We start from the raw sequence: 17620 nt of genomic DNA, 5'->3' as shown, positions 1-17620 counted from the left end.
GTGTTAACTTTATTATATGATAAGTTACTAGGAAAGTAAATGAGGCAAACCCCTTTGCAAAAATATCGTAATTCGTTAATATGATATATGGCACGTTTTTATTATGACGGAGAGGATCATCATATGGAACGAGATCGCTTATCACAGTCCAAACTGGATTATAATTTGTTGTTTATTTTGTTTTTAATGGCTATCGTCAGCGCGATCGCAATTCATAGTGCAGAGGCTACCTTGCCGGAAAAATTGCAGAATGTCAATTTCGCCTATAAGCAATTGCAGTGGTATGGAATTGGCGCCGTTGTGATCGCCTTAACGATGATTATCGACTATGACCGTTTTTTTCAAATCGCTTGGTATTTATATGGATTTGGCATGTTGCTGTTGCTTGGGCTCGCATTGCACGTTCCCGGAGCAGTCACCCTTAAAGGGGCAACATGCTGGTATGCTCTTCCAGGTGGAAACTTTCAGCCATCGGAATTGATGAAAATTTTTATGATTATCGTCCTTAGCCGCATTATCGTCAATCATCGCGAGAAATATCCAGAACCGACCGTGAAAGATGACTTTAGGCTCCTTGGCAAAATCGCCTTAACTGTTTTTCCGCCGCTTATTTTGCTGATGAAACAGCCAGACTTAGGAATGTCGATGGTGTTTGTCGCAATTACCGGCTCGCTTGTGCTCGTTTCCGGCATCCGCTGGCGCATTATTTTTGGCATCATCTTTTCCGGGGTGGCGACTGCGGCAATTCTTGTATTTATTTTCTTTCAATTCCCTGATTTTTTCCATAAATATATTTTGGAGGAATATCAATTAAACCGCTTCTACGGTTGGCTTGCCCCGTACGAATATTCGAATGAACAAGGGTTCCAGCTTATTCGTTCCCTGCTTGCGATCGGATCAGGAGAATTGTATGGAAAAGGATTTGGCAACATTCAAGTATACCTCCCGGAAGCACATACCGACTTTATTTTCGGCATCATCGCCGAGCAGTTCGGATTTATTGGCGCGAGCATTGTCATCTCTCTCTTTTTCCTGCTTGTTTACCGCATGGTTCATATTGCGCTAGAAAGCAACGACTTATATGGAAGCTACCTATGCGCCGGCGTCATCGGCATGATTACGTTCCAAGTATTTCAAAACGTCGGCATGACGATCGGCCTGTTGCCGATTACCGGCCTTCCGCTTCCTTTCATTAGCTATGGGGGAAGTTCGCTCGCCACTTATATGCTGGCAATCGGCCTTGTGCTCAATGTTCATTCGCGCACGAAAAAATTTATGTTTTCCACTGAGGAGTAAAAAGCCGCATGATCAGCGGCTTTTTACTTTATACTAATCATTGAGAAAGGAGAACAACCTCATGCAAATCGATATTATTGGCGATATTCATGGATGTTATAGCGAGTTTGTCATGCTTACAAAACAGCTTGGCTATCAATGGAATAGCGGCATTCCTGTTCATCCCGATGGACGAAAGCTCGGCTTTGTCGGCGATTTAACCGACCGCGGCCCACAATCATTGCGAACGATAGAAACCGTCTATTCTCTTGTTAGAAAAAATCTGGCATATTACGTTCCTGGCAATCATTGCAATAAACTATACCGCTTTTTTTTAGGAAGAAACGTGCAAATTGCCCACGGTCTTGAAACAACGGTGGCGGAGTATCGCGCGCTGCCGCCCGGCGAGCAGGCGATGATTCGCAAAAAATTTATGAAGCTGTATGAAACAGCGCCGCTATATGCCCAGCTTGACAACGGCCGCCTGATTATCGCCCATGCCGGAATCCGTCAAGACTACATTGGGCGAACCGACAAAAAAGTGCAAACGTTCGTGCTTTATGGTGATATTACCGGGGAAACGAATCCAGACGGAACGCCCGTGAGACGGGACTGGGCGAAACATTACAAAGGAGAAGCATGGATTGTATACGGCCATACTCCCGTAAAACAGCCTAGAATCATCAATCATACGATCAACATCGACACCGGCTGCGTATTTGGCGGCGCGTTGACCGCTTTTCGCTATCCAGAAATGGAAACGGTCTCGGTTCCATCTTCTTTACCATATGTTCCGGAAAAATTCAGAACGTTTGATTAGCACGAGCCTGTCCCCTATTATCGGATCCGCTCGATTAACCGCTTCATATCATCCGGAAGCGGACAGGAAAACGTATATTGCTGTTTCTCCAACGGATGAAAAAACGAAAGCTCTTTGCTATGCAACGCTTGGCGGCTGATCGCTTCCCGGCTTCCGCCATACAACTCATCCCCGGCGAGCGGATGGCCAATATGCGCCAAATGAACGCGAATTTGGTGAGTGCGCCCTGTCTCTAGCCGCAGTGACAAGTGCGTATAGTCAGGAAACCGCTGCAGCACACGAAAGTGAGTAACGGCACGCTGGCCGTCTTCGCGAACTTCCCGCGCAATAATGCTGTCGTTTTTGCGGGCGATGGGCGCATCAATGGTCCCTTCGTCCTTGCCGACGCGTCCGTGACAAATCGCTTCATAATGCCTTGTCACTTTGCCTTGTTTTTGCAAAGTGGACAAAAGATGATGAATATGGCGGTGCTTGGCGATCAGCACAAGCCCGGAAGTATCGCGGTCAAGCCTGGTGACAACGTGAATCGTCGACGCTAGCTGCTGCTCTTGATAATGATAAAGCAAGGCGTTGGCTAGCGTCCCCCCAGGGTGCTGGCGCGAGGGAATCGTCGCCATCCACGGCGGCTTGTTGACCACCAATACATACTCATCCTCATATACGATATCCAACGGAATCGCCTCCGGTGCCATTCCTTCGCTGGGAAGTTCCGGAGGAAATACGACCCGCAGCGTCTCCCCTTCGCTAAGGCGGTAGCGGACCGTCACCGGCTGATCATTGACATAAATAGCTCCGCCATGAAATTTAATATCGGTCAATGCCGTTTTCGAAATGCCGTTTTCTTTTAAAAACTCGCGGACAAGCTTGCCTTCCTCTTGTTTTGTAATCACCCAAGTGAGCGTAAACTGCGACAACATTGTCTACCTGCCTTTATTTTTATTTGTCAATCCGCAATAAAGGAATCACGCACCCGCTTCCAAAACGGAAACGGCCGGAAACGGGCAAACCGGATTTTTTCATCTGCGACGCGGCATTGGATCGATTTCACATCTTTATGCAAAAGCGATAGATGGTCAATCGTAATTTGAAAATCGACATCATTTACCGGCTTTAACATACATGTATGATGGGCAGGGAGGATAAGCGGCGATCCGATCGTCCGGAATACACGGTTGTTAATCGACGCCATCTCGGTAACTTGGATGGCTTCAAGCGACGGATGCAAAATCGCGCCGCCCAGCGCCTTGTTATAGGCCGTGCTTCCTGTTGGCGTAGAGATGCATAACCCATCGCCGCGGAACGTTTCAAATAGATCGCCGCGAATTTCTACATCAATGACAAGCGTACCGCTGACACTCTTTACCGTGCATTCATTTAAAGCAAGATATTTTGCCTCCCGTCCCCCGTTTATGTAGCGAATAATCACTTCCAACAACGGATATTCGACGACTTGATACGGCGTTTTCGCAATAGCGATCACGAGCTTTTCAATTTCCTCCGGCACCCAGTCGGCATAAAAGCCTAAATGACCCGTATGCACGCCAACAAATGCCGTTTTATCCAAGCGTCGGCAATAACGATGGAACGCATACAATAGCGTCCCGTCGCCGCCAACGGAAATGACAAGATCAGGAGTATCCTCATCGTACTGTAAATCAAAATCCAATAGATACGTTTTGATCTTTTGTGTCAACGCGTTGGATGTTTCATCCCCTTTTGAGGTGATTGCAAATTTCAGCGGCGCTTGTGTTCCTCTCATAATTGTTCTCCTTTTGCTTCCTGTTTTCGTGAAAAAGCGGCTTGCGCTTCCTGAATTTCAAAACGAATTTTCGACATTTCTTCATCTAAACGATAGGCTGCTTCAGCGGCGCGTTGCAGTCTTGCTTTAATATCTTCAGGAAAACGGCCGCTGTATTTGTAATTTAATGAATGTTCAATCGTCGCCCAAAAATTCATGGCAAGGGTGCGGATTTGAATTTCCGCCAAAATTTTCTTCTCACCATGTATCGTCTGCACAGGATAGCGGATGACGACATGATAGGAACGATAGCCGCTTTCCTTTTTCTGTGTAACGTAATCCCGCTCCTCAACGATTTCAAAGTCGTTTCGTTTCCGCAGCAACTCTACTACTGTCTTAATATCATCGACAAATTGGCACATCATCCGCAGCCCGGCAATATCTTGCATTTGTTCTTCTAATTTATCAAGCGGAATGTTTTTCTTTTGCGCTTTATCCAAAATGCTGGCGACTGGCTTGACTCTGCCAGTGACAAACTCGATCGGCGAATGCACCCCCAACATTTCAAACTGGGCGCGCATCCCCTTGAGCTTTACCTTTAACTCTTCGACTGCCTGCTTATACGGTGCCAAAAATAAATCCCAATGTTTGACCATCGTACCACCTACCAATGTTATGTAAGAAAAATTTCTTTTACTGCCTGCTCCATTTGCTCGCCATAATTAGCGTTGCCGTCAATATTTTCGATCAAATAAGTTAACTCTTCCTTAAAGCTTGTTAATTCCAGTTCCAGTTCTCCGCTTTTTAGCACAACGGCAGCCTCTTCTGCCAATGCTTGTTTCACATCGCTCCAAAACTCATATGGAATCGCGACGTAAATAAAATCTTCGTCCGTTTCCAATATATAAATAAACGAAAGATGATCGGAATCCACAAGCATATGATCTTTGGGCCTCGCCTCTTTAAGCGAAAATGGGGGATGATCGTTAATGAGATATAATTGTCTATCTTTTCTTTCCACTTTTTCGACCACTAATTTTTTATGCATGCTAAATCTCCTTCCACATCAACAATCCTTTTTTATTTTACCATAATCACCCTATGCGCAATAAATAATTGATATTCAATGATAAACATCCGATAATAAAATTGAAACGGATGGATAGAGGAGAGAAACGATGCGTCAAGAAATCGAAATCGAATTTAAAAATTTATTAACCAAAACGGAATTTACGCAAATCCGCGAATTGTTTCACATTGATGACCACGCTTTTGAACGCCAGGAAAATCATTATTTCGATACGCCGCAATTCACGTTAAAGGACAAGCTGGCAGCCTTGCGCATCCGTGTCAAAAACGGCAGTTACACATTAACATTAAAACAGACGAAAGCAGAAGGAGTGCTGCTTGAGACACATCAACAGCTTACGAAAGAAGAGGCAAACGCCCTTTTAAACGGCACGGCCGTTGTTCAAGGCAAAGTAGCAGCCATTCTTCAGGAGATCGGCGTGCCGCCCGCAACGCTCCGCCATTTCGGCACGTTAACGACCGATCGCGCTCAATGGACGTACAAAGGCGGAACGCTGTTTCTTGATCGCAATTATTACCTACATACAGAGGATTACGAGTTGGAATATGAAACGGAAGATGCAGAAACTGGAAAACAGCAATTTTTACAGCTGCTTCGTTCGCTGCACATTCCGATCCGGCCAGCGCCAAATAAAATTCAGCGCTTCTATGCAAAAAAATATCAAACGGAGGAGTAACGATGACCGTTCCTACCATCAAATTGCTATTAGAGCTTCAGGCGTTGCAAAATTTCTCCACCCAACGCCCAACCGCACCGGAGCAAAATCAGCCATGGTTGTTTACGCAGCTATTACAGCAATACATAGCGCAGGTGCCGCAAGCCTCTGAAAATCAAGGTACAGCTACGGCTGCGCCAGCCAGCCATGAAGTGGCATCGAGCTTTAAACATAACGATATCGATACACTGATCGCCCAAGCTGCCGAAAAATATGGCTTGGACGCGCAGCTGATTCGCGCCGTTATTCGCCACGAATCGAATTTTAATCCAAACGCACGCAGCCATGCAGGTGCCATTGGCCTTATGCAGCTGATGCCGAGCACCGCAAAGATGCTTGGGGTCGATAACCCATTCGATCCGGTGCAAAACATTGAAGGCGGCGCAAAATATTTGCGTAAGCTATTAGACCGCTATAACGGCAATGTCGCGCTTGCCCTTGCCGCATACAACGCCGGTCCGGGGAACGTCGACCGCTACGGGGGAATTCCGCCGTTTGCCGAAACAAGAACATATGTAGAGAAAATACTTCGCACATACTACTCTTAACGCGTTTGCATGTAATCCATTTTATGAAATAATTGTTTCTTTTTTTCAAGTCACTTTGTTTGAGATAAATACACTTCATTGCTAAAATAGCAGTAAAATCACTGTACACCATACTTTACGCACAAAGGAGCATTCAACGATGGCTGAACAATGGCAAACACTTTACGAGGCGATCGGTGGGGAAGAAACGATTGCGAGGCTTGTGGAAGCTTTTTATAAACGCGTTGCCAAACATCCTGATTTAAGCCCCATCTTCCCAGAAGATTTAACGGAAACAGCGCGAAAGCAAAAGCAATTTTTAACGCAATATTTAGGCGGGCCGCCCCTTTATACGCAAGAGCACGGACACCCAATGCTGCGGGCACGTCATATGCCGTTTGAAATTACGCCAACCCGGGCTGAGGCATGGCTTTCCTGCATGCGCGCGGCAATGGATGAAATCGGCCTGTCCGGCCCCGCACGAGAGCAATTTTATCATCGTCTCGTGCTAACGGCCCATCATATGATCAATACCCCAGACAATTTGGAGAGAAAGGAGCATTCCCTTGAATGACAAGTTAGCTGGGAAGCCGGCACCGGAGTGGTGGTGTGCTTCCCAGCCGCGCAGCAACGAGAAAAAACCGTTAGAGATTTATTTGTTCATCGATCCTTTATGTCCAGAATGCTGGGGGCTTGAACCAATTATTAAAAAGCTGGTGATTGAATACGGACGCTTTTTTACATTGAAACATGTCCTAGGCGGAAAATTGGCGACGCTCAATACACGGAAGCGCCAGAAGCCGGAAACAATCGCCAAAGTGTGGGAGCGGACGGCGAGTCGTTCGGGAATGTCATGTGATGGAAGCCTATGGCTGGAAAATCCGATTTCTAGCCCGTTTGCCCCATCGATCGCTATCAAAGCGGCAGAATTGCAGGGGAAACGCGCAGGAATCCGTTTTTTGCGCAAGTTGCAGGAAGTATTGTTTTTGGAAAAACAAAATGTATCGGACATCTCTGTGTTAATTGATTGTGCCGCACACGTTGGACTGGATATCGATGAATTCGTTCGCGATTTACAGTCGTCAAGCGCGGCAAAAGCGTTTCAGTGCGACTTAAAAATTACGTCAGAGATGGATGTCCATGAAATTCCAACGCTCGTCTTTTTTAACGAAAACATTGAGGATGAAGGCATTAAAATTTCCGGATGTTATCCTTATGAAATTTACGTCGAACTTATTTATGAAATGCTTGGCTTCCATCCAGAACCGTCCCCTCCTCCCCCGCTCGAGTCATTTTTAAGCCATTTCAAATTCGTCGCCACGAAAGAGATTGCCGTTGTTTATAATATGACTGTCCATGAGGCCGAAAAGGAAATGAAAAAGCTGCAGCTGAAACAAAAAGTCAAAAAAGTACCGGTAAAACACGGAACGTTTTGGCGCTATATTTGTGATGAAAAATAAAGAAAAAGCCCGGCCGGATGCCGGGCTTTTTCTTTTTGTCAAGACAACAAAGGGGATGGGAGAAATTTTTCACGGTCAAACAAAGGGGTATCAGGTTTTGTGATTTCGTTCACGATATTATCTTAACAAATCACAGCAAGGTTTGACAACCGATTTGTGCTTTTGTTCACATTATTGTCATAAATACGCATGTATTTCTTGGCGCCGTTCATATAATGAAAGTGAAATCCGCTAAGGAGGGAAAAACATGAAAAAGCGAATGGCACTGTTTCTTTGGGGGTTCGCCATGTTGATGGCATTTTGCCTTAATTTGTTTGGCCTCATGCATCTTATTCCAATGTTTATTACGATGCCGCTTTTATTTTTTACGATTTTCGGCTTTGTCGCTACTTGGAACAGCCGCAACCAATTTAAAGGGTTTTATCAAAAACGAATGTGGCTTTGACGCCACATTCGTTTTTAACGAGTTATGATAACAGCTTTTCCATTTCCTCCAGTTTCTCCGCAAACACTTGGCATGCTTGACGAATCGGTTCCGCGCTCGTCATATCTACCCCGGCTTTTTTCAGCACCTCAATCGGATAGTCAGAGCTTCCCGCCTTCAAAAACTCAATATAGCGCTTCACCGCCGGCTCGCCTTCTTCAAGTATTTGTTTGCTTAATGCTGTCGCAGCGCTGAAACCTGTGGCATATTGATATACATAATAATTGTAATAAAAATGCGGAATGCGCGCCCACTCTAAGCCAATTTCCTGATCAACGACAATGTCCTCGCCAAAATATTTTTTATTTAATTCATAATAGAGCGAAGTCAATGAATCAGCGGTCAGCGCCTCCCCTTCCTGCGCCTTTATATGAATCATATGTTCAAACTCGGCAAACATCGTTTGGCGAAAGACCGTGCCGCGGAATCCTTCTAAATAATGGTTCAGCAAATAGAGCCGCTTTTTCTCCTCATCCATCGTTTTTAATAAATAGTCATTTAACAGCGCTTCATTGCATGTCGATGCAACTTCGGCGACAAAAATCGAATAGTTCGCATACGGATATGGCTGCGTTTTCCGCGTGTAATAGCTATGAACAGAATGGCCGAATTCATGGACTAACGTAAATAAATTATTCACGTTATCTTGCCAATTTAGCAAAATATACGGATGGGTGCCATATGCCCCTGACGAATAAGCCCCGCTCCGTTTTCCTTTATTTTCGCGCACATCGACCCAGCGGTTTTCCAGTCCTTCTTTCACAATGCTGATGTATTCTTCACCAAGAGGAGCAAGTGCTTTTAGCATATATTCTTTCGCTTCTTCATACGTGACTTCCATTTTTACGTCTTGGACAAGCGGCGTGTACAGATCATACATATGAAGCTCATCAAGTCCAAGCACTTTTTTGCGCAGGCGCACATAACGGTGCAACAGCGGCAAATGCTCGTGGACCGTTTCAATCAAATTATCGTAGACACTTTCCGGAATGTTGTTGCCGCTTAATGCCGCTTCCCGTGCCGATTTGTAGCGGCGGACGCGCGCGAAAAAGTTATCTTTTTTCACCGTGCCGGCGAGCGTGCTGGCAAACGTATTTTTATATTTTTCATACGTATCGTACACCGCTTTAAACGCATCGCGGCGCACGCGGCGGTCCGTGCTTTCCAAAAAGCGGATAAAGCGTCCGTGCGTTACTTCCACTTCTTCGCCATTTTCGTCAATAATCGTCGGGAACGTTAAATCAGCATTATTCAGCATGCTAAAAGTAGACGAGGATGATTGCATCACCTCTGCTGCCTGAGCAAGCAGCGCCTCTTCCTCTGCTGACAGCACGTGCGGACGCTGGCGGTTAATTTCGTCTAACGCGTGTTCATACAGTTTTAATTCTTGTTTCTCTTCTAAAAACGAACGCAATTTCGCCTCATCGATCGCTAAAATTTCCGGAACGATAAACGCCATTGTGCTCGAAGCTTCGCTGTAAAGGCTTGTCGCCCGGTCGTTGAGCCCTTGGTAAAAAGCGTTTGTCGTATCTTGGTCGTAGCGCATATGTGCATATGTATACAGCTTGCCAAGGCGCATCGACACTTCGTCTTGGTATTGAAGCGCTTCGTACAGCACATCCGCCGACTCTCCCAATCGGCCTTGATACTCCGCTAATTTCGGAATCATTTTTTTCACTTCTTGAAATTCCTGCTCCCACGCTTCATCCGTCGGGAAAATATCCTCTAAACGCCAAGTTTCCTCAACAGGAATTTCGCTGCGTAACGGCAGCGATTTTTTCGTTTGCTTCGCTTCCATTTTGTCAACCTCCTTTGGAAAATTATATCATACATCATATTCGCTTTTTTACTATCATTTCCTGTTTTAACAAAATAAATGTTTACGACCAGTTGCCGTTTTTGCCCAGCTCCAGCTCCCGTACATAATCGCGAAGTGACGGTGTCATTTTTATTTGTTCGGCCATCTGCTTGTCTTGTTTGATCACTTCATCCATAGTTGCCGGAAACGTAAGCGGTTTGATGAAACGAAGCGCACGGCGGTTTTCCCACTCGATATAGCCCAGCTTTGTGAGCAATTGCAAATACTCATAAACCGCCTGTGTATAGCGCTGTCCTGTGGCAAGCGGCAGCACGCGGAGCGCAATTCGGCCAGTCCGTATTCTTTCCTCGATGAAACGGTAAATAGAATAAAGCGGGACAGTGCGCCCTTCCGACCGCAGCAATGGAATCAGCACGTACGTTTGCCAAATAAACGGCGGAGCTTCCAACAAATAGCCATGGTGAAGCGGCCAGCCTGCTTCCGTGGGAAAAAGAGAAGGGATGATGCCAAAGCGGTAAAAATCGGCGCAAATCAGCCTTGTTGTTTTATTTGGATATAAAGTAAACGTAAGCCGCCATTGCTTTTTATGATGAAGCCACTCGTCCCAAAATGACGGGGGCAGCGAAGCAGCAGAAGAAAAAAGCAAATCGGAGAACGAAAGCGAATGTAACGGGAAAACGAGCGGAATGGCAAATGCGCGGCGAACGGATAGCGGAATAAGGCGAACGAGGCGGGTAAGCCGTTTTGTGTGCGGACAGTAGTAAAAAAGAAGCGGACGGGGAACAAACGGAAAATGATGGGCAAACATCCATTGAAAGCGGGGGATTGCAACATGGTGGGGCATATTGGACTGGCAACGCAAATGGTGGGCGCCGAGGATCCAAATTGGGCGAATTCCTGCTAGGCGATAAGCGTCGTTGCGTTTTTGAAACAGCGGTTCACTAATCGCAGAACATTGATATTCCAAAGCATAGGCATGATGGCGATACTGAAGTAAAATATCCGGCCGCTGCTGTACCGACGGCAAATATGGCTCCAATTTGGCCGGTATGCCTTGGCGCTTAAGCCATTCAAATAAATCCAATTTTCCTGTTACATGACGGGTGGACTCTGGTTCATGTTCGTACGGACAAGCGGTACCTTTTTTATGGGCAAAATGCGGAATGCGGTGATTGCCGAGCTTTAATACCACTTCCTGCCTACACGCGGGGCAAAAGAACGTTTCTCTTTTTAACAGAATCAGTCTTTCTTTTGTCCACCTTCCTGCCAACGAAACCATTTCCCCGTTTTGCAGCATGGCAATAAGCAAAGCGGTCACATCCTTTCATCATTAAGGGTATAGTGAACATTTCAACAAAAGCGGCGGTTTTTCCTATCGCCGAAATAAAAAATGCCGGGGCATCGCCCGGGCGCATGTTTACAACAAAGGTGACAACAGCCGTGATATCGATTCAACGACGCGAATCGATAATGGACGCCGCTGGAATGCTTCATAATCGATTTCATTGGCATCGCTTAAATCTTCCATAAAATCAGCGGCAAGCTTGTTCGTACTATCGGTATGGTATAAAAACGCATTGACCTCAAAATTCAGATGAAAGCTGCGCATATCCATATTCGCCGTGCCAATGGACGCCAGCTCGCCATCAACGATCATTACTTTGCTGTGCAAAAATCCTTTCTCATATTCATAAATTTTTACACCAGCTTCCAGTAACTCCGGAAAATAAGATCTGGACGCATAAAAAACAATCTTTTTATCCGGCCGCTTTGGCGCTAAAATGCGAACATCGATGCCGCTTAAAGCAGCAACCTTCAACGCTGTTAAAATGTCCTCATCAGGGACAAAGTACGGGGAGGCAATCCAAATCGACCGTTGTGCTGACGTAATCATCGCAAAATATAAGTGCTTGATAACCTCCCATTTTTGATCCGGCCCCCCGGCGATTAGTTGCACTCCCCCCTGCCCTTCATAATGAACTAGTTGAGGAGATAAATACTCTGGAGTAAATAATTTTTCACCTGTCATATAATACCAATCTTGCAAAAAAATGAGCTGCAGCGTCCTCACCGCTTCTCCGCGAATCCATAAATGTGTATCACGCCAAAAACCAAAATATTTGTCTTTGCCTAAATATTCATCACCGATGTTTAAACCGCCGACAAAACCAATCGTCCCGTCAATAACGATAATTTTCCGATGGTTGCGAAAATTGATTTTATTATTTAAAAATGGAAGACGAACCGGCGAAAAAGGAATCATTTCTACTCCCGCATCACGCAACTCTTGAATATAGGCTTTCGACAATTTCCAGCTGCCAACGGCATCATAAAGAAATCGGATGCGTACCCCCTGTTTCGCTTTGTTTATTAAAGTGGCTTTTAATCTTTGTCCCACTTCATCATGGCGGACAATGTAATATTCAAGATGAACATGATGTGCCGCTTTTTCAAGCTCTTCAAAAATAGTTGAAAACGTTTCTTGTCCATTTGTTAATACCCTTGTTTCCGTCGCAAGGGAAACAGGGTTTTGGCCAATTTGATGAGCAAGTTGAAGCAACGGACGCTGATGCTCCGCAATTGGCATTTGCTCCATATTCATTTGACGTTGCTCTTGAAATTGCAAAAACATCTCTTCATCGAACTCAGCTTTCTTTTTAAAACGCCGTTGTTGCCAATAATTTCTTCCAAACATTAAATAAAACAAAAAACCAAGCAAAGGAAAGCTTCCTAATACGATTAACCACGTAATCGTATGGGCAGGTTTCCGATTTTCCAAAGAAATAACAAACGCAATAAAAACGACCGAAAAAGAAATGAGTACACTAAGAATACCAAGTAGCTTCCCTTCCCAATAATCATTGGCCAAAAATAAAAAAGCGGCTACAAACAAAGCAAAGATAATGACTCTTAACGCATTTCTCAACAAAGTTCACCTTACCTATTTTCTGAACTTGATGGCGAAGAAAACGCCGATTTCCAACAGCGAAATCGGCGGCTACTTTTCAGGCGCAGCTAATTCAATGGGAAATATGTTTTAAGCGTCTCTAAAGCATTGTTACGAATGACTTCTTTCCCATATTCCTCTAAACGGTGAATGGTTACTTGCGAATCCGTTCCATATTCTAAAAGCAAGCTTAGCATATTGTCAATCTCATGTTCTGTATAATCTTCTTCGTTAAATTGCACAAACAAATAGTAACGTTCTTCAAATTGGAAAAGATGATTGACAAATCCTGTAAAATCAGCACGATGGGCGAGGGCAATGACGTCTTCGATATCTTTAAAACAAATGGTAAACTGGAGAACTTCATGATCATCCTCGTCCGCAAACGACTCATCGCCGCGCGAAATATGGAAATGGTGATCCAAAATCGCCTCAATTTTTTCATCAACTGGAACGGAAAATTCACGCAATTTGTCTTCTGGAAGAGGGAGTTCTAGCTTGCTTCCATCTTTTGATAACTGCGCTTTCGTCACCAACACTTCTAACCCTTTCTCTAACGCCTGCACCTGGATCCAAAGAGGACCCTCAAGGGAAAAATCCCCTTCACTATGGACTTCATCCATCATTTCCCAAAACAATTCTTCACTGCGCTCACGGTTATACCAAATTTCTTCGCGGTCAAAACCGCGCTCCTCTATATCAACATACGAAATATAAAATTTGACTGTATGTTCATTAATGCGTTCTATTTCCACTTGCCGAACTCTCCCTTCTGAAAAAGAATAAAATTGAAGGGATTTTTACCCCCAAAAATTCTATTTAAATACAAGACTATGTCTTGTACTTTTATTTTATGACAAAAAGCGAAAGAAGGGAAATAAAAAAACGCGTTTTTAAAAATTGGGCATGAAACACAACACGTCCTACTATAATGGTGATGAAAACAAATGAAACGAGGGACACACATGATTGACGAATATGTGATTTCCATTCTGCTCATCATTGGCATTGATGTTATTCTTGGTGGGGACAATGCTGTGGTCATCGCATTGGCAAGCCGAAAGCTGCCGGAACAAAAGCGAAATATCGCGATTGTGCTTGGTACAGCGTTGGCCATTTTCATTCGTATGATTCTGACGATCATGGTGGTAATGTTATTAAAAATTCCATTTTTACAACTAATTGGCGGCTGTATTTTGCTTTGGATCTCCTTAAGGCTGCTCATTCAAAAAGAAGAAACACATGCATCGATTAAATCGGAAACATCGCTTTGGAAGGCGGTACAGACAATTGTAATAGCCGATGTAGCCATGGGGTTAGATAATGTGATCGCGATCGCTGGAGCTGCTCAAGGTCATACTGCTCTTGTGGTCTTTGGCTTCCTGTTTTCTGTTCCTATTATCATTTTAGGCAGCAAACTTATCCTTTATGCGATGGAACGTTACTCCTTCCTTATTTACATCGGCGGAGCGTTATTGGCCTATACTGCCGGAAAAATGATCACTGCCGAACAGCAAATCCGCCATTTATATGATAGTGCTTTTGCATGGAAATCAGTATTCCCATTTGTTACAGCCGGATTGACCGTACTGCTTGGTTTCATGATCAATCGGCGCAAGTTTCAACGCTGGACCTAAACCGCGTCCGTTTGTTTATTTAATAAAAAACTTCTACATGACGGACCATGTAGAAGTTTATTCCCCTTATTCGTTAACGAGCCGCTGCGCTTGGCGAAGCTGATATGCTCGCACTTTGCGCGGCAAGAAACGGCGAATTTCATCTTCGTTGTAACCGACTTGAAGCCGTTTTTCATCGATAATAATCGGTCTCCGCAAAATTCCCGGATTTTTTTGAATTAGCTCATATAAATCTTGAAGCGGCAATGTTTCGAGATTTATATTCAGCTTTTGAAACACTTTAGATCTTGTGGAAATAATTTCGTCCGTTCCTGTTTCTGTCATACGTAAAATTTCCTTAATCTCCTCAATCGTTAACGGTTCGGAGAAAATATTGCGTTCAACATAAGGAATATTATGTTTTTCTAGCCATGCTTTCGCTTTCCGGCATGACGTGCAACTTGGCGAAATATACAATTTCACCATCTATCTCACTCCCTTTCAACAAGGATCACCTTGTCTTCTATACCAACAGAACGAACTAACTATCAATGACGCATGAAGCCTATGGATGGAAATCGGCACGTTCTAGCGTATAAAAGCACTTTTTCTACACCTTCGTATAGACGATCACTCTTGTTCGCTGGACTTTCATAGACAAACACCTCGTTGGTGCTTTGCGTCCTATCGGCTCGGTTCAAAACCGATCCTCACTTCATCCCGATGCCTTCAGCCACGGGCCTTCATTATCAATTAATTGTAATTTAAAATTAATCTAACATGATATATTATACAATAAATATATAAATAAAGATATAGTTTTTCAAAAAACTCTCTTATTTTCTTCCTTAATTTTTCTCCGCTTCTTCCAATAAACAGAAAAATCATCTACAATAAAATGAGAACGATTTGAGGGGGAAGGAGCAATGGCGCAATATTTTATCGATTTCATCATCGCTTCTGTATTGATCGTCGGAATTACCGCATTAATGGGGATTATTGCCAACGGTATTGGTGAACGCATTTTCGGAGGTTCGAAACGAAAAGAACACGTCAATGAATCAAAACATATACAAAGCGGCTGGAATCTCGTCGGCGGCAAAAATAAAACGATCTCTTAAGCTGAGATCGTTTTATTTATACATCGATTGATATGTTTTATATTCCGCCTCTGAGCATAATACGAAATGGCCTGGGGTAATTTCACGAAATTCCAGCTCTTCCCCTTCTTTATAATTATGCTGCGACGGATCGTAAATAATCCGTTTCCGCGTCCGTTCGGTTTCCGGATCAGGAAGCGGGATTGCCGATAAGAGCGCTTTTGTGTATGGATGAATCGGATTGCGGTACAATTCTTCCGCATCCGCAAGCTCCACCATTTTTCCAAAGTACATCACACCAATGCGGTCGCTAATGTATTTGACCATCGACAAATCATGCGCAATAAACAAATACGTCAATCCTTTTTCGCGCTGCAGTTTTTTCATTAAATTCACCACTTGCGCCTGAATCGACACATCAAGCGCGGAGATTGGCTCATCGGCAATAATAAACTCCGGTTCCACCGCTAGCGCGCGGGCAATGCCGATCCGCTGACGTTGACCGCCCGAAAACTCATGCGGATAGCGGTTCGCATGTTCACGGTTTAAGCCAACGGTCTCGAGCAACTCATATACACGCTGCATCCGTTCTTCTTTCGTTTTCGCCAGACCGTGAATATCGATACCCTCCGCGATAATGTCCGCAACGGTCATCCGTGGATTTAACGAGGCGTATGGGTCTTGGAAAATCATTTGCATTTTACGGTTTAATTCTTTTAATTCCTTTTTTGACTTTTTGCCATGCACGTTAACCCCGTTAAATAGCACTTCTCCTTCCGTTGCTTCATATAAGCGGATAATCGTTCTTCCGGTCGTCGATTTACCGCATCCCGACTCACCGACAAGCCCAAACGTTTCCCCTTTATAAATATCAAAGGTGATTCCATCGACCGCTTTAACGACTTCACCTCTGCCGACATGGAAATACTGCTTTAAATTTTTTACTTCGAGGAGTTTTTGTCTAGCCACGAGGTCCTCCTCCTTTCCGAGCAACGATTTGCGCAAATTTAGCTATACGGTCGCGCACGATTTGCGGCGGCTCTACTTTTGGTGCATTTTCATGGAGTAGCCATGTCGCTGCATAATGCGTATCAGACACTTTAAACATCGGTGGTTCTAATTCATAGTCAATTTTTAGTGCATATGGATTTCTTGGCGCAAACGCATCGCCTTTTGGCGGATTCAATAAATCTGGCGGCGTACCTGGAATCGAGTAAAGCTCCATATCTTTATGATCAAGGCTTGGCATCGAAGCAAGCAATCCCCATGTATATGGGTGCTTAGGATTATAGAAAATCTCATCGACTGTGCCGATCTCAACAATTTTTCCCGCATACATAACCGCCACACGGTCAGCCATATTGGCAACGACACCAAGGTCGTGTGTAATGAAAATAATCGACATTCCTAGTTTCTTTTGAATATCTTTCATCAGTTCCAGGATTTGTGCCTGGATGGTTACGTCTAATGCTGTCGTCGGCTCGTCGGCAATTAAAATTTTCGGGTTGCACGCCAGAGCGATCGCAATCACGACACGCTGCCGCATCCCGCCGGAAAACTGGTGCGGATATTGTTTCATGCGCGGCTCCGCATTTTTGATGCCGACAAGCTGCAATAGTTCAACCGCCCGCTTGCGCGCTTCTTCTTTAGAAATTTTCTGGTGCTTTAAAATAGCTTCCATGATTTGTTTGCCAATGGTCATCGTCGGGTTTAACGACGTCATCGGATCTTGGAAAATCATTGAAATCTTTGCGCCGCGGATATTTTGCATTTCTTTATCGGAAAGCTTTGTTAAATCTTTTCCTTCAAATAAAATTTCTCCTTGTTTAATTCGGCTTGGCGGAGTTGGCAACAGCCGCATCAACGCTTTTGACGTCACCGACTTTCCCGAGCCGGACTCGCCAACAATCGCTAGCGTCTCCCCTTTGTATAAATCAAAGCTAACGCCTCGGACCGCCTGCACCTCGCCTGCATGTATGTCGAAGGAGATGTGTAAATCTTTCACTTCCAATATTTTCTCCATGTTCTC

20 protein-coding genes are annotated in these 17620 nt (G+C 44.5%); 9 read left to right on the top strand and 11 right to left on the bottom strand.

The features are described from left to right. The first annotated feature begins 123 nt into the window (after positions 1-123). Positions 124-1296 carry an FtsW/RodA/SpoVE family cell cycle protein gene (locus tag AC1WMD_RS01400; RefSeq protein ID WP_494255810.1) on the top strand — a complete coding sequence of 391 codons (1173 nt, stop codon included), beginning with the start codon at positions 124-126 and terminating at the stop codon, positions 1294-1296. Positions 1297-1357: 61 nt separating this feature from the next. Then, entirely contained in the window at positions 1358-2095 is a 738-nt protein-coding gene (gene prpE / locus AC1WMD_RS01395; protein ID WP_494255809.1) for a bis(5'-nucleosyl)-tetraphosphatase PrpE, read from the top strand. A gap of 17 nt (positions 2096-2112) precedes the next feature. On the opposite strand, the gene AC1WMD_RS01390 is transcribed toward prpE, so the two are convergent. From AC1WMD_RS01390 to AC1WMD_RS01375, 4 genes are read right to left on the bottom strand one after another with little or no spacing between them, the layout of a single operon-like run. Further along, positions 2113-3009, bottom strand: coding sequence for an RluA family pseudouridine synthase (locus AC1WMD_RS01390; RefSeq protein WP_494255965.1), 897 nt, complete (start codon positions 3007-3009; stop codon positions 2113-2115). A 29-nt stretch (positions 3010-3038) separates the two neighbouring features. Next, complete coding sequence (locus AC1WMD_RS01385; RefSeq protein ID WP_043903817.1) at positions 3039-3854, bottom strand: NAD kinase; 816 nt, start codon at positions 3852-3854, stop codon at positions 3039-3041. Beyond that, positions 3851-4489, bottom strand: a complete 639-nt coding sequence (gene yjbM, locus AC1WMD_RS01380) for a GTP diphosphokinase (RefSeq protein ID WP_166911402.1) — start codon at positions 4487-4489, stop codon at positions 3851-3853. The genes AC1WMD_RS01385 and yjbM overlap by 4 nt, the downstream gene beginning before the upstream one ends. 17 nt (positions 4490-4506) lie before the next feature. Then, positions 4507-4881 (bottom strand): UPF0738 family protein, encoded by a 375-nt coding sequence (locus tag AC1WMD_RS01375; protein ID WP_043903815.1) that lies wholly within the window; start codon positions 4879-4881, stop codon positions 4507-4509. A 130-nt stretch (positions 4882-5011) separates the two neighbouring features. On the opposite strand from AC1WMD_RS01375, the gene AC1WMD_RS01370 reads away from it, so the two are divergent. From AC1WMD_RS01370 to AC1WMD_RS01350, 5 genes are all read left to right on the top strand, one after another. Beyond that, positions 5012-5599, top strand: a complete 588-nt coding sequence (locus AC1WMD_RS01370; RefSeq protein ID WP_494255808.1) for a CYTH domain-containing protein — start codon at positions 5012-5014, stop codon at positions 5597-5599. A 2-nt stretch (positions 5600-5601) separates the two neighbouring features. Beyond that, positions 5602-6186 carry a lytic transglycosylase domain-containing protein gene (locus AC1WMD_RS01365; protein ID WP_494255807.1) on the top strand — a complete coding sequence of 195 codons (585 nt, stop codon included), beginning with the start codon at positions 5602-5604 and terminating at the stop codon, positions 6184-6186. Between the two features lie 139 nt (positions 6187-6325). Then, the gene (locus AC1WMD_RS01360) at positions 6326-6739 is read left to right on the top strand and encodes a globin domain-containing protein (protein ID WP_043903812.1); all 414 of its coding nucleotides are present in this window, start codon (positions 6326-6328) and stop codon (positions 6737-6739) included. After that, complete coding sequence (gene spxH / locus AC1WMD_RS01355) at positions 6732-7625, top strand: ClpXP adapter protein SpxH (RefSeq protein ID WP_494255806.1); 894 nt, start codon at positions 6732-6734, stop codon at positions 7623-7625. The genes AC1WMD_RS01360 and spxH overlap by 8 nt, the downstream gene beginning before the upstream one ends. Positions 7626-7872: 247 nt before the next feature. Then, positions 7873-8070 carry a hypothetical protein gene (locus tag AC1WMD_RS01350; protein ID WP_043903810.1) on the top strand — a complete coding sequence of 66 codons (198 nt, stop codon included), beginning with the start codon at positions 7873-7875 and terminating at the stop codon, positions 8068-8070. Between the two features lie 22 nt (positions 8071-8092). Here the strand turns inward: AC1WMD_RS01350 and pepF are convergent, their stop codons facing one another. The 4 genes from pepF to mecA form a co-directional block, all read right to left on the bottom strand. Beyond that, the gene (pepF, locus tag AC1WMD_RS01345) at positions 8093-9907 is read right to left on the bottom strand and encodes an oligoendopeptidase F (RefSeq protein WP_494255805.1); all 1815 of its coding nucleotides are present in this window, start codon (positions 9905-9907) and stop codon (positions 8093-8095) included. Between the two features lie 82 nt (positions 9908-9989). Then, positions 9990-11237: a competence protein CoiA gene (locus AC1WMD_RS01340; RefSeq protein WP_494255804.1), complete on the bottom strand. Its 1248-nt coding sequence runs from the start codon at positions 11235-11237 to the stop codon at positions 9990-9992. A 108-nt stretch (positions 11238-11345) separates the two neighbouring features. Then, the gene (gene cls, locus AC1WMD_RS01335; RefSeq protein ID WP_043903807.1) at positions 11346-12854 is read right to left on the bottom strand and encodes a cardiolipin synthase; all 1509 of its coding nucleotides are present in this window, start codon (positions 12852-12854) and stop codon (positions 11346-11348) included. An 89-nt stretch (positions 12855-12943) separates the two neighbouring features. Beyond that, positions 12944-13630, bottom strand: coding sequence for an adaptor protein MecA (gene mecA, locus AC1WMD_RS01330; RefSeq protein ID WP_043903806.1), 687 nt, complete (start codon positions 13628-13630; stop codon positions 12944-12946). A gap of 210 nt (positions 13631-13840) precedes the next feature. Here mecA and AC1WMD_RS01325 point away from each other — a divergent pair, with 210 nt between their 5' ends. Next, positions 13841-14512 (top strand): TerC family protein, encoded by a 672-nt coding sequence (locus tag AC1WMD_RS01325; protein WP_043903805.1) that lies wholly within the window; start codon positions 13841-13843, stop codon positions 14510-14512. 66 nt (positions 14513-14578) lie between these two features. Here AC1WMD_RS01325 and spxA read toward each other — a convergent pair whose 3' ends face one another. Beyond that, positions 14579-14977, bottom strand: a complete 399-nt coding sequence (gene spxA / locus AC1WMD_RS01320) for a transcriptional regulator SpxA (RefSeq protein ID WP_017436313.1) — start codon at positions 14975-14977, stop codon at positions 14579-14581. 440 nt (positions 14978-15417) lie between these two features. Here spxA and AC1WMD_RS01315 point away from each other — a divergent pair, with 440 nt between their 5' ends. After that, entirely contained in the window at positions 15418-15612 is a 195-nt protein-coding gene (locus AC1WMD_RS01315; RefSeq protein WP_494255803.1) for a hypothetical protein, read from the top strand. Between the two features lie 12 nt (positions 15613-15624). Here AC1WMD_RS01315 and oppF read toward each other — a convergent pair whose 3' ends face one another. Beyond that, positions 15625-16560: an oligopeptide ABC transporter ATP-binding protein OppF gene (gene oppF, locus AC1WMD_RS01310; RefSeq protein ID WP_043903803.1), complete on the bottom strand. Its 936-nt coding sequence runs from the start codon at positions 16558-16560 to the stop codon at positions 15625-15627. Further along, positions 16553-17614: an ABC transporter ATP-binding protein gene (locus AC1WMD_RS01305; protein ID WP_494255802.1), complete on the bottom strand. Its 1062-nt coding sequence runs from the start codon at positions 17612-17614 to the stop codon at positions 16553-16555. The genes oppF and AC1WMD_RS01305 overlap by 8 nt, the downstream gene beginning before the upstream one ends. Between the last annotated feature and the right edge of the window lie 6 nt (positions 17615-17620).

It is taken from the genome of Parageobacillus sp. NEAU-HV-2 (assembly GCF_059115485.1).
This window is presented reverse-complemented; position numbering and strand designations above follow the sequence as displayed.

Excerpts from the sequence above, each read along its gene's own strand:
- AC1WMD_RS01400 (WP_494255810.1), top strand. The coding sequence starts at position 124 with ATGGAACGAGATCGCTTATCACAGTCCAAACTGGATTATAATTTGTTG.
- AC1WMD_RS01325 (WP_043903805.1), top strand. The coding sequence starts at position 13,841 with ATGATTGACGAATATGTGATTTCCATTCTGCTCATCATTGGCATTGAT.
- AC1WMD_RS01370 (WP_494255808.1), top strand. The coding sequence starts at position 5,012 with ATGCGTCAAGAAATCGAAATCGAATTTAAAAATTTATTAACCAAAACG.
- pepF (WP_494255805.1), bottom strand. The coding sequence starts at position 9,907 with ATGGAAGCGAAGCAAACGAAAAAATCGCTGCCGTTACGCAGCGAAATT.
- AC1WMD_RS01375 (WP_043903815.1), bottom strand. The coding sequence starts at position 4,881 with ATGCATAAAAAATTAGTGGTCGAAAAAGTGGAAAGAAAAGATAGACAA.
- AC1WMD_RS01305 (WP_494255802.1), bottom strand. The coding sequence starts at position 17,614 with ATGGAGAAAATATTGGAAGTGAAAGATTTACACATCTCCTTCGACATA.
- AC1WMD_RS01350 (WP_043903810.1), top strand. The coding sequence starts at position 7,873 with ATGAAAAAGCGAATGGCACTGTTTCTTTGGGGGTTCGCCATGTTGATG.
- spxA (WP_017436313.1), bottom strand. The coding sequence starts at position 14,977 with ATGGTGAAATTGTATATTTCGCCAAGTTGCACGTCATGCCGGAAAGCG.
- AC1WMD_RS01315 (WP_494255803.1), top strand. The coding sequence starts at position 15,418 with ATGGCGCAATATTTTATCGATTTCATCATCGCTTCTGTATTGATCGTC.
- prpE (WP_494255809.1), top strand. The coding sequence starts at position 1,358 with ATGCAAATCGATATTATTGGCGATATTCATGGATGTTATAGCGAGTTT.
- AC1WMD_RS01385 (WP_043903817.1), bottom strand. The coding sequence starts at position 3,854 with ATGAGAGGAACACAAGCGCCGCTGAAATTTGCAATCACCTCAAAAGGG.
- AC1WMD_RS01360 (WP_043903812.1), top strand. The coding sequence starts at position 6,326 with ATGGCTGAACAATGGCAAACACTTTACGAGGCGATCGGTGGGGAAGAA.
- AC1WMD_RS01365 (WP_494255807.1), top strand. The coding sequence starts at position 5,602 with ATGACCGTTCCTACCATCAAATTGCTATTAGAGCTTCAGGCGTTGCAA.
- yjbM (WP_166911402.1), bottom strand. The coding sequence starts at position 4,489 with ATGGTCAAACATTGGGATTTATTTTTGGCACCGTATAAGCAGGCAGTC.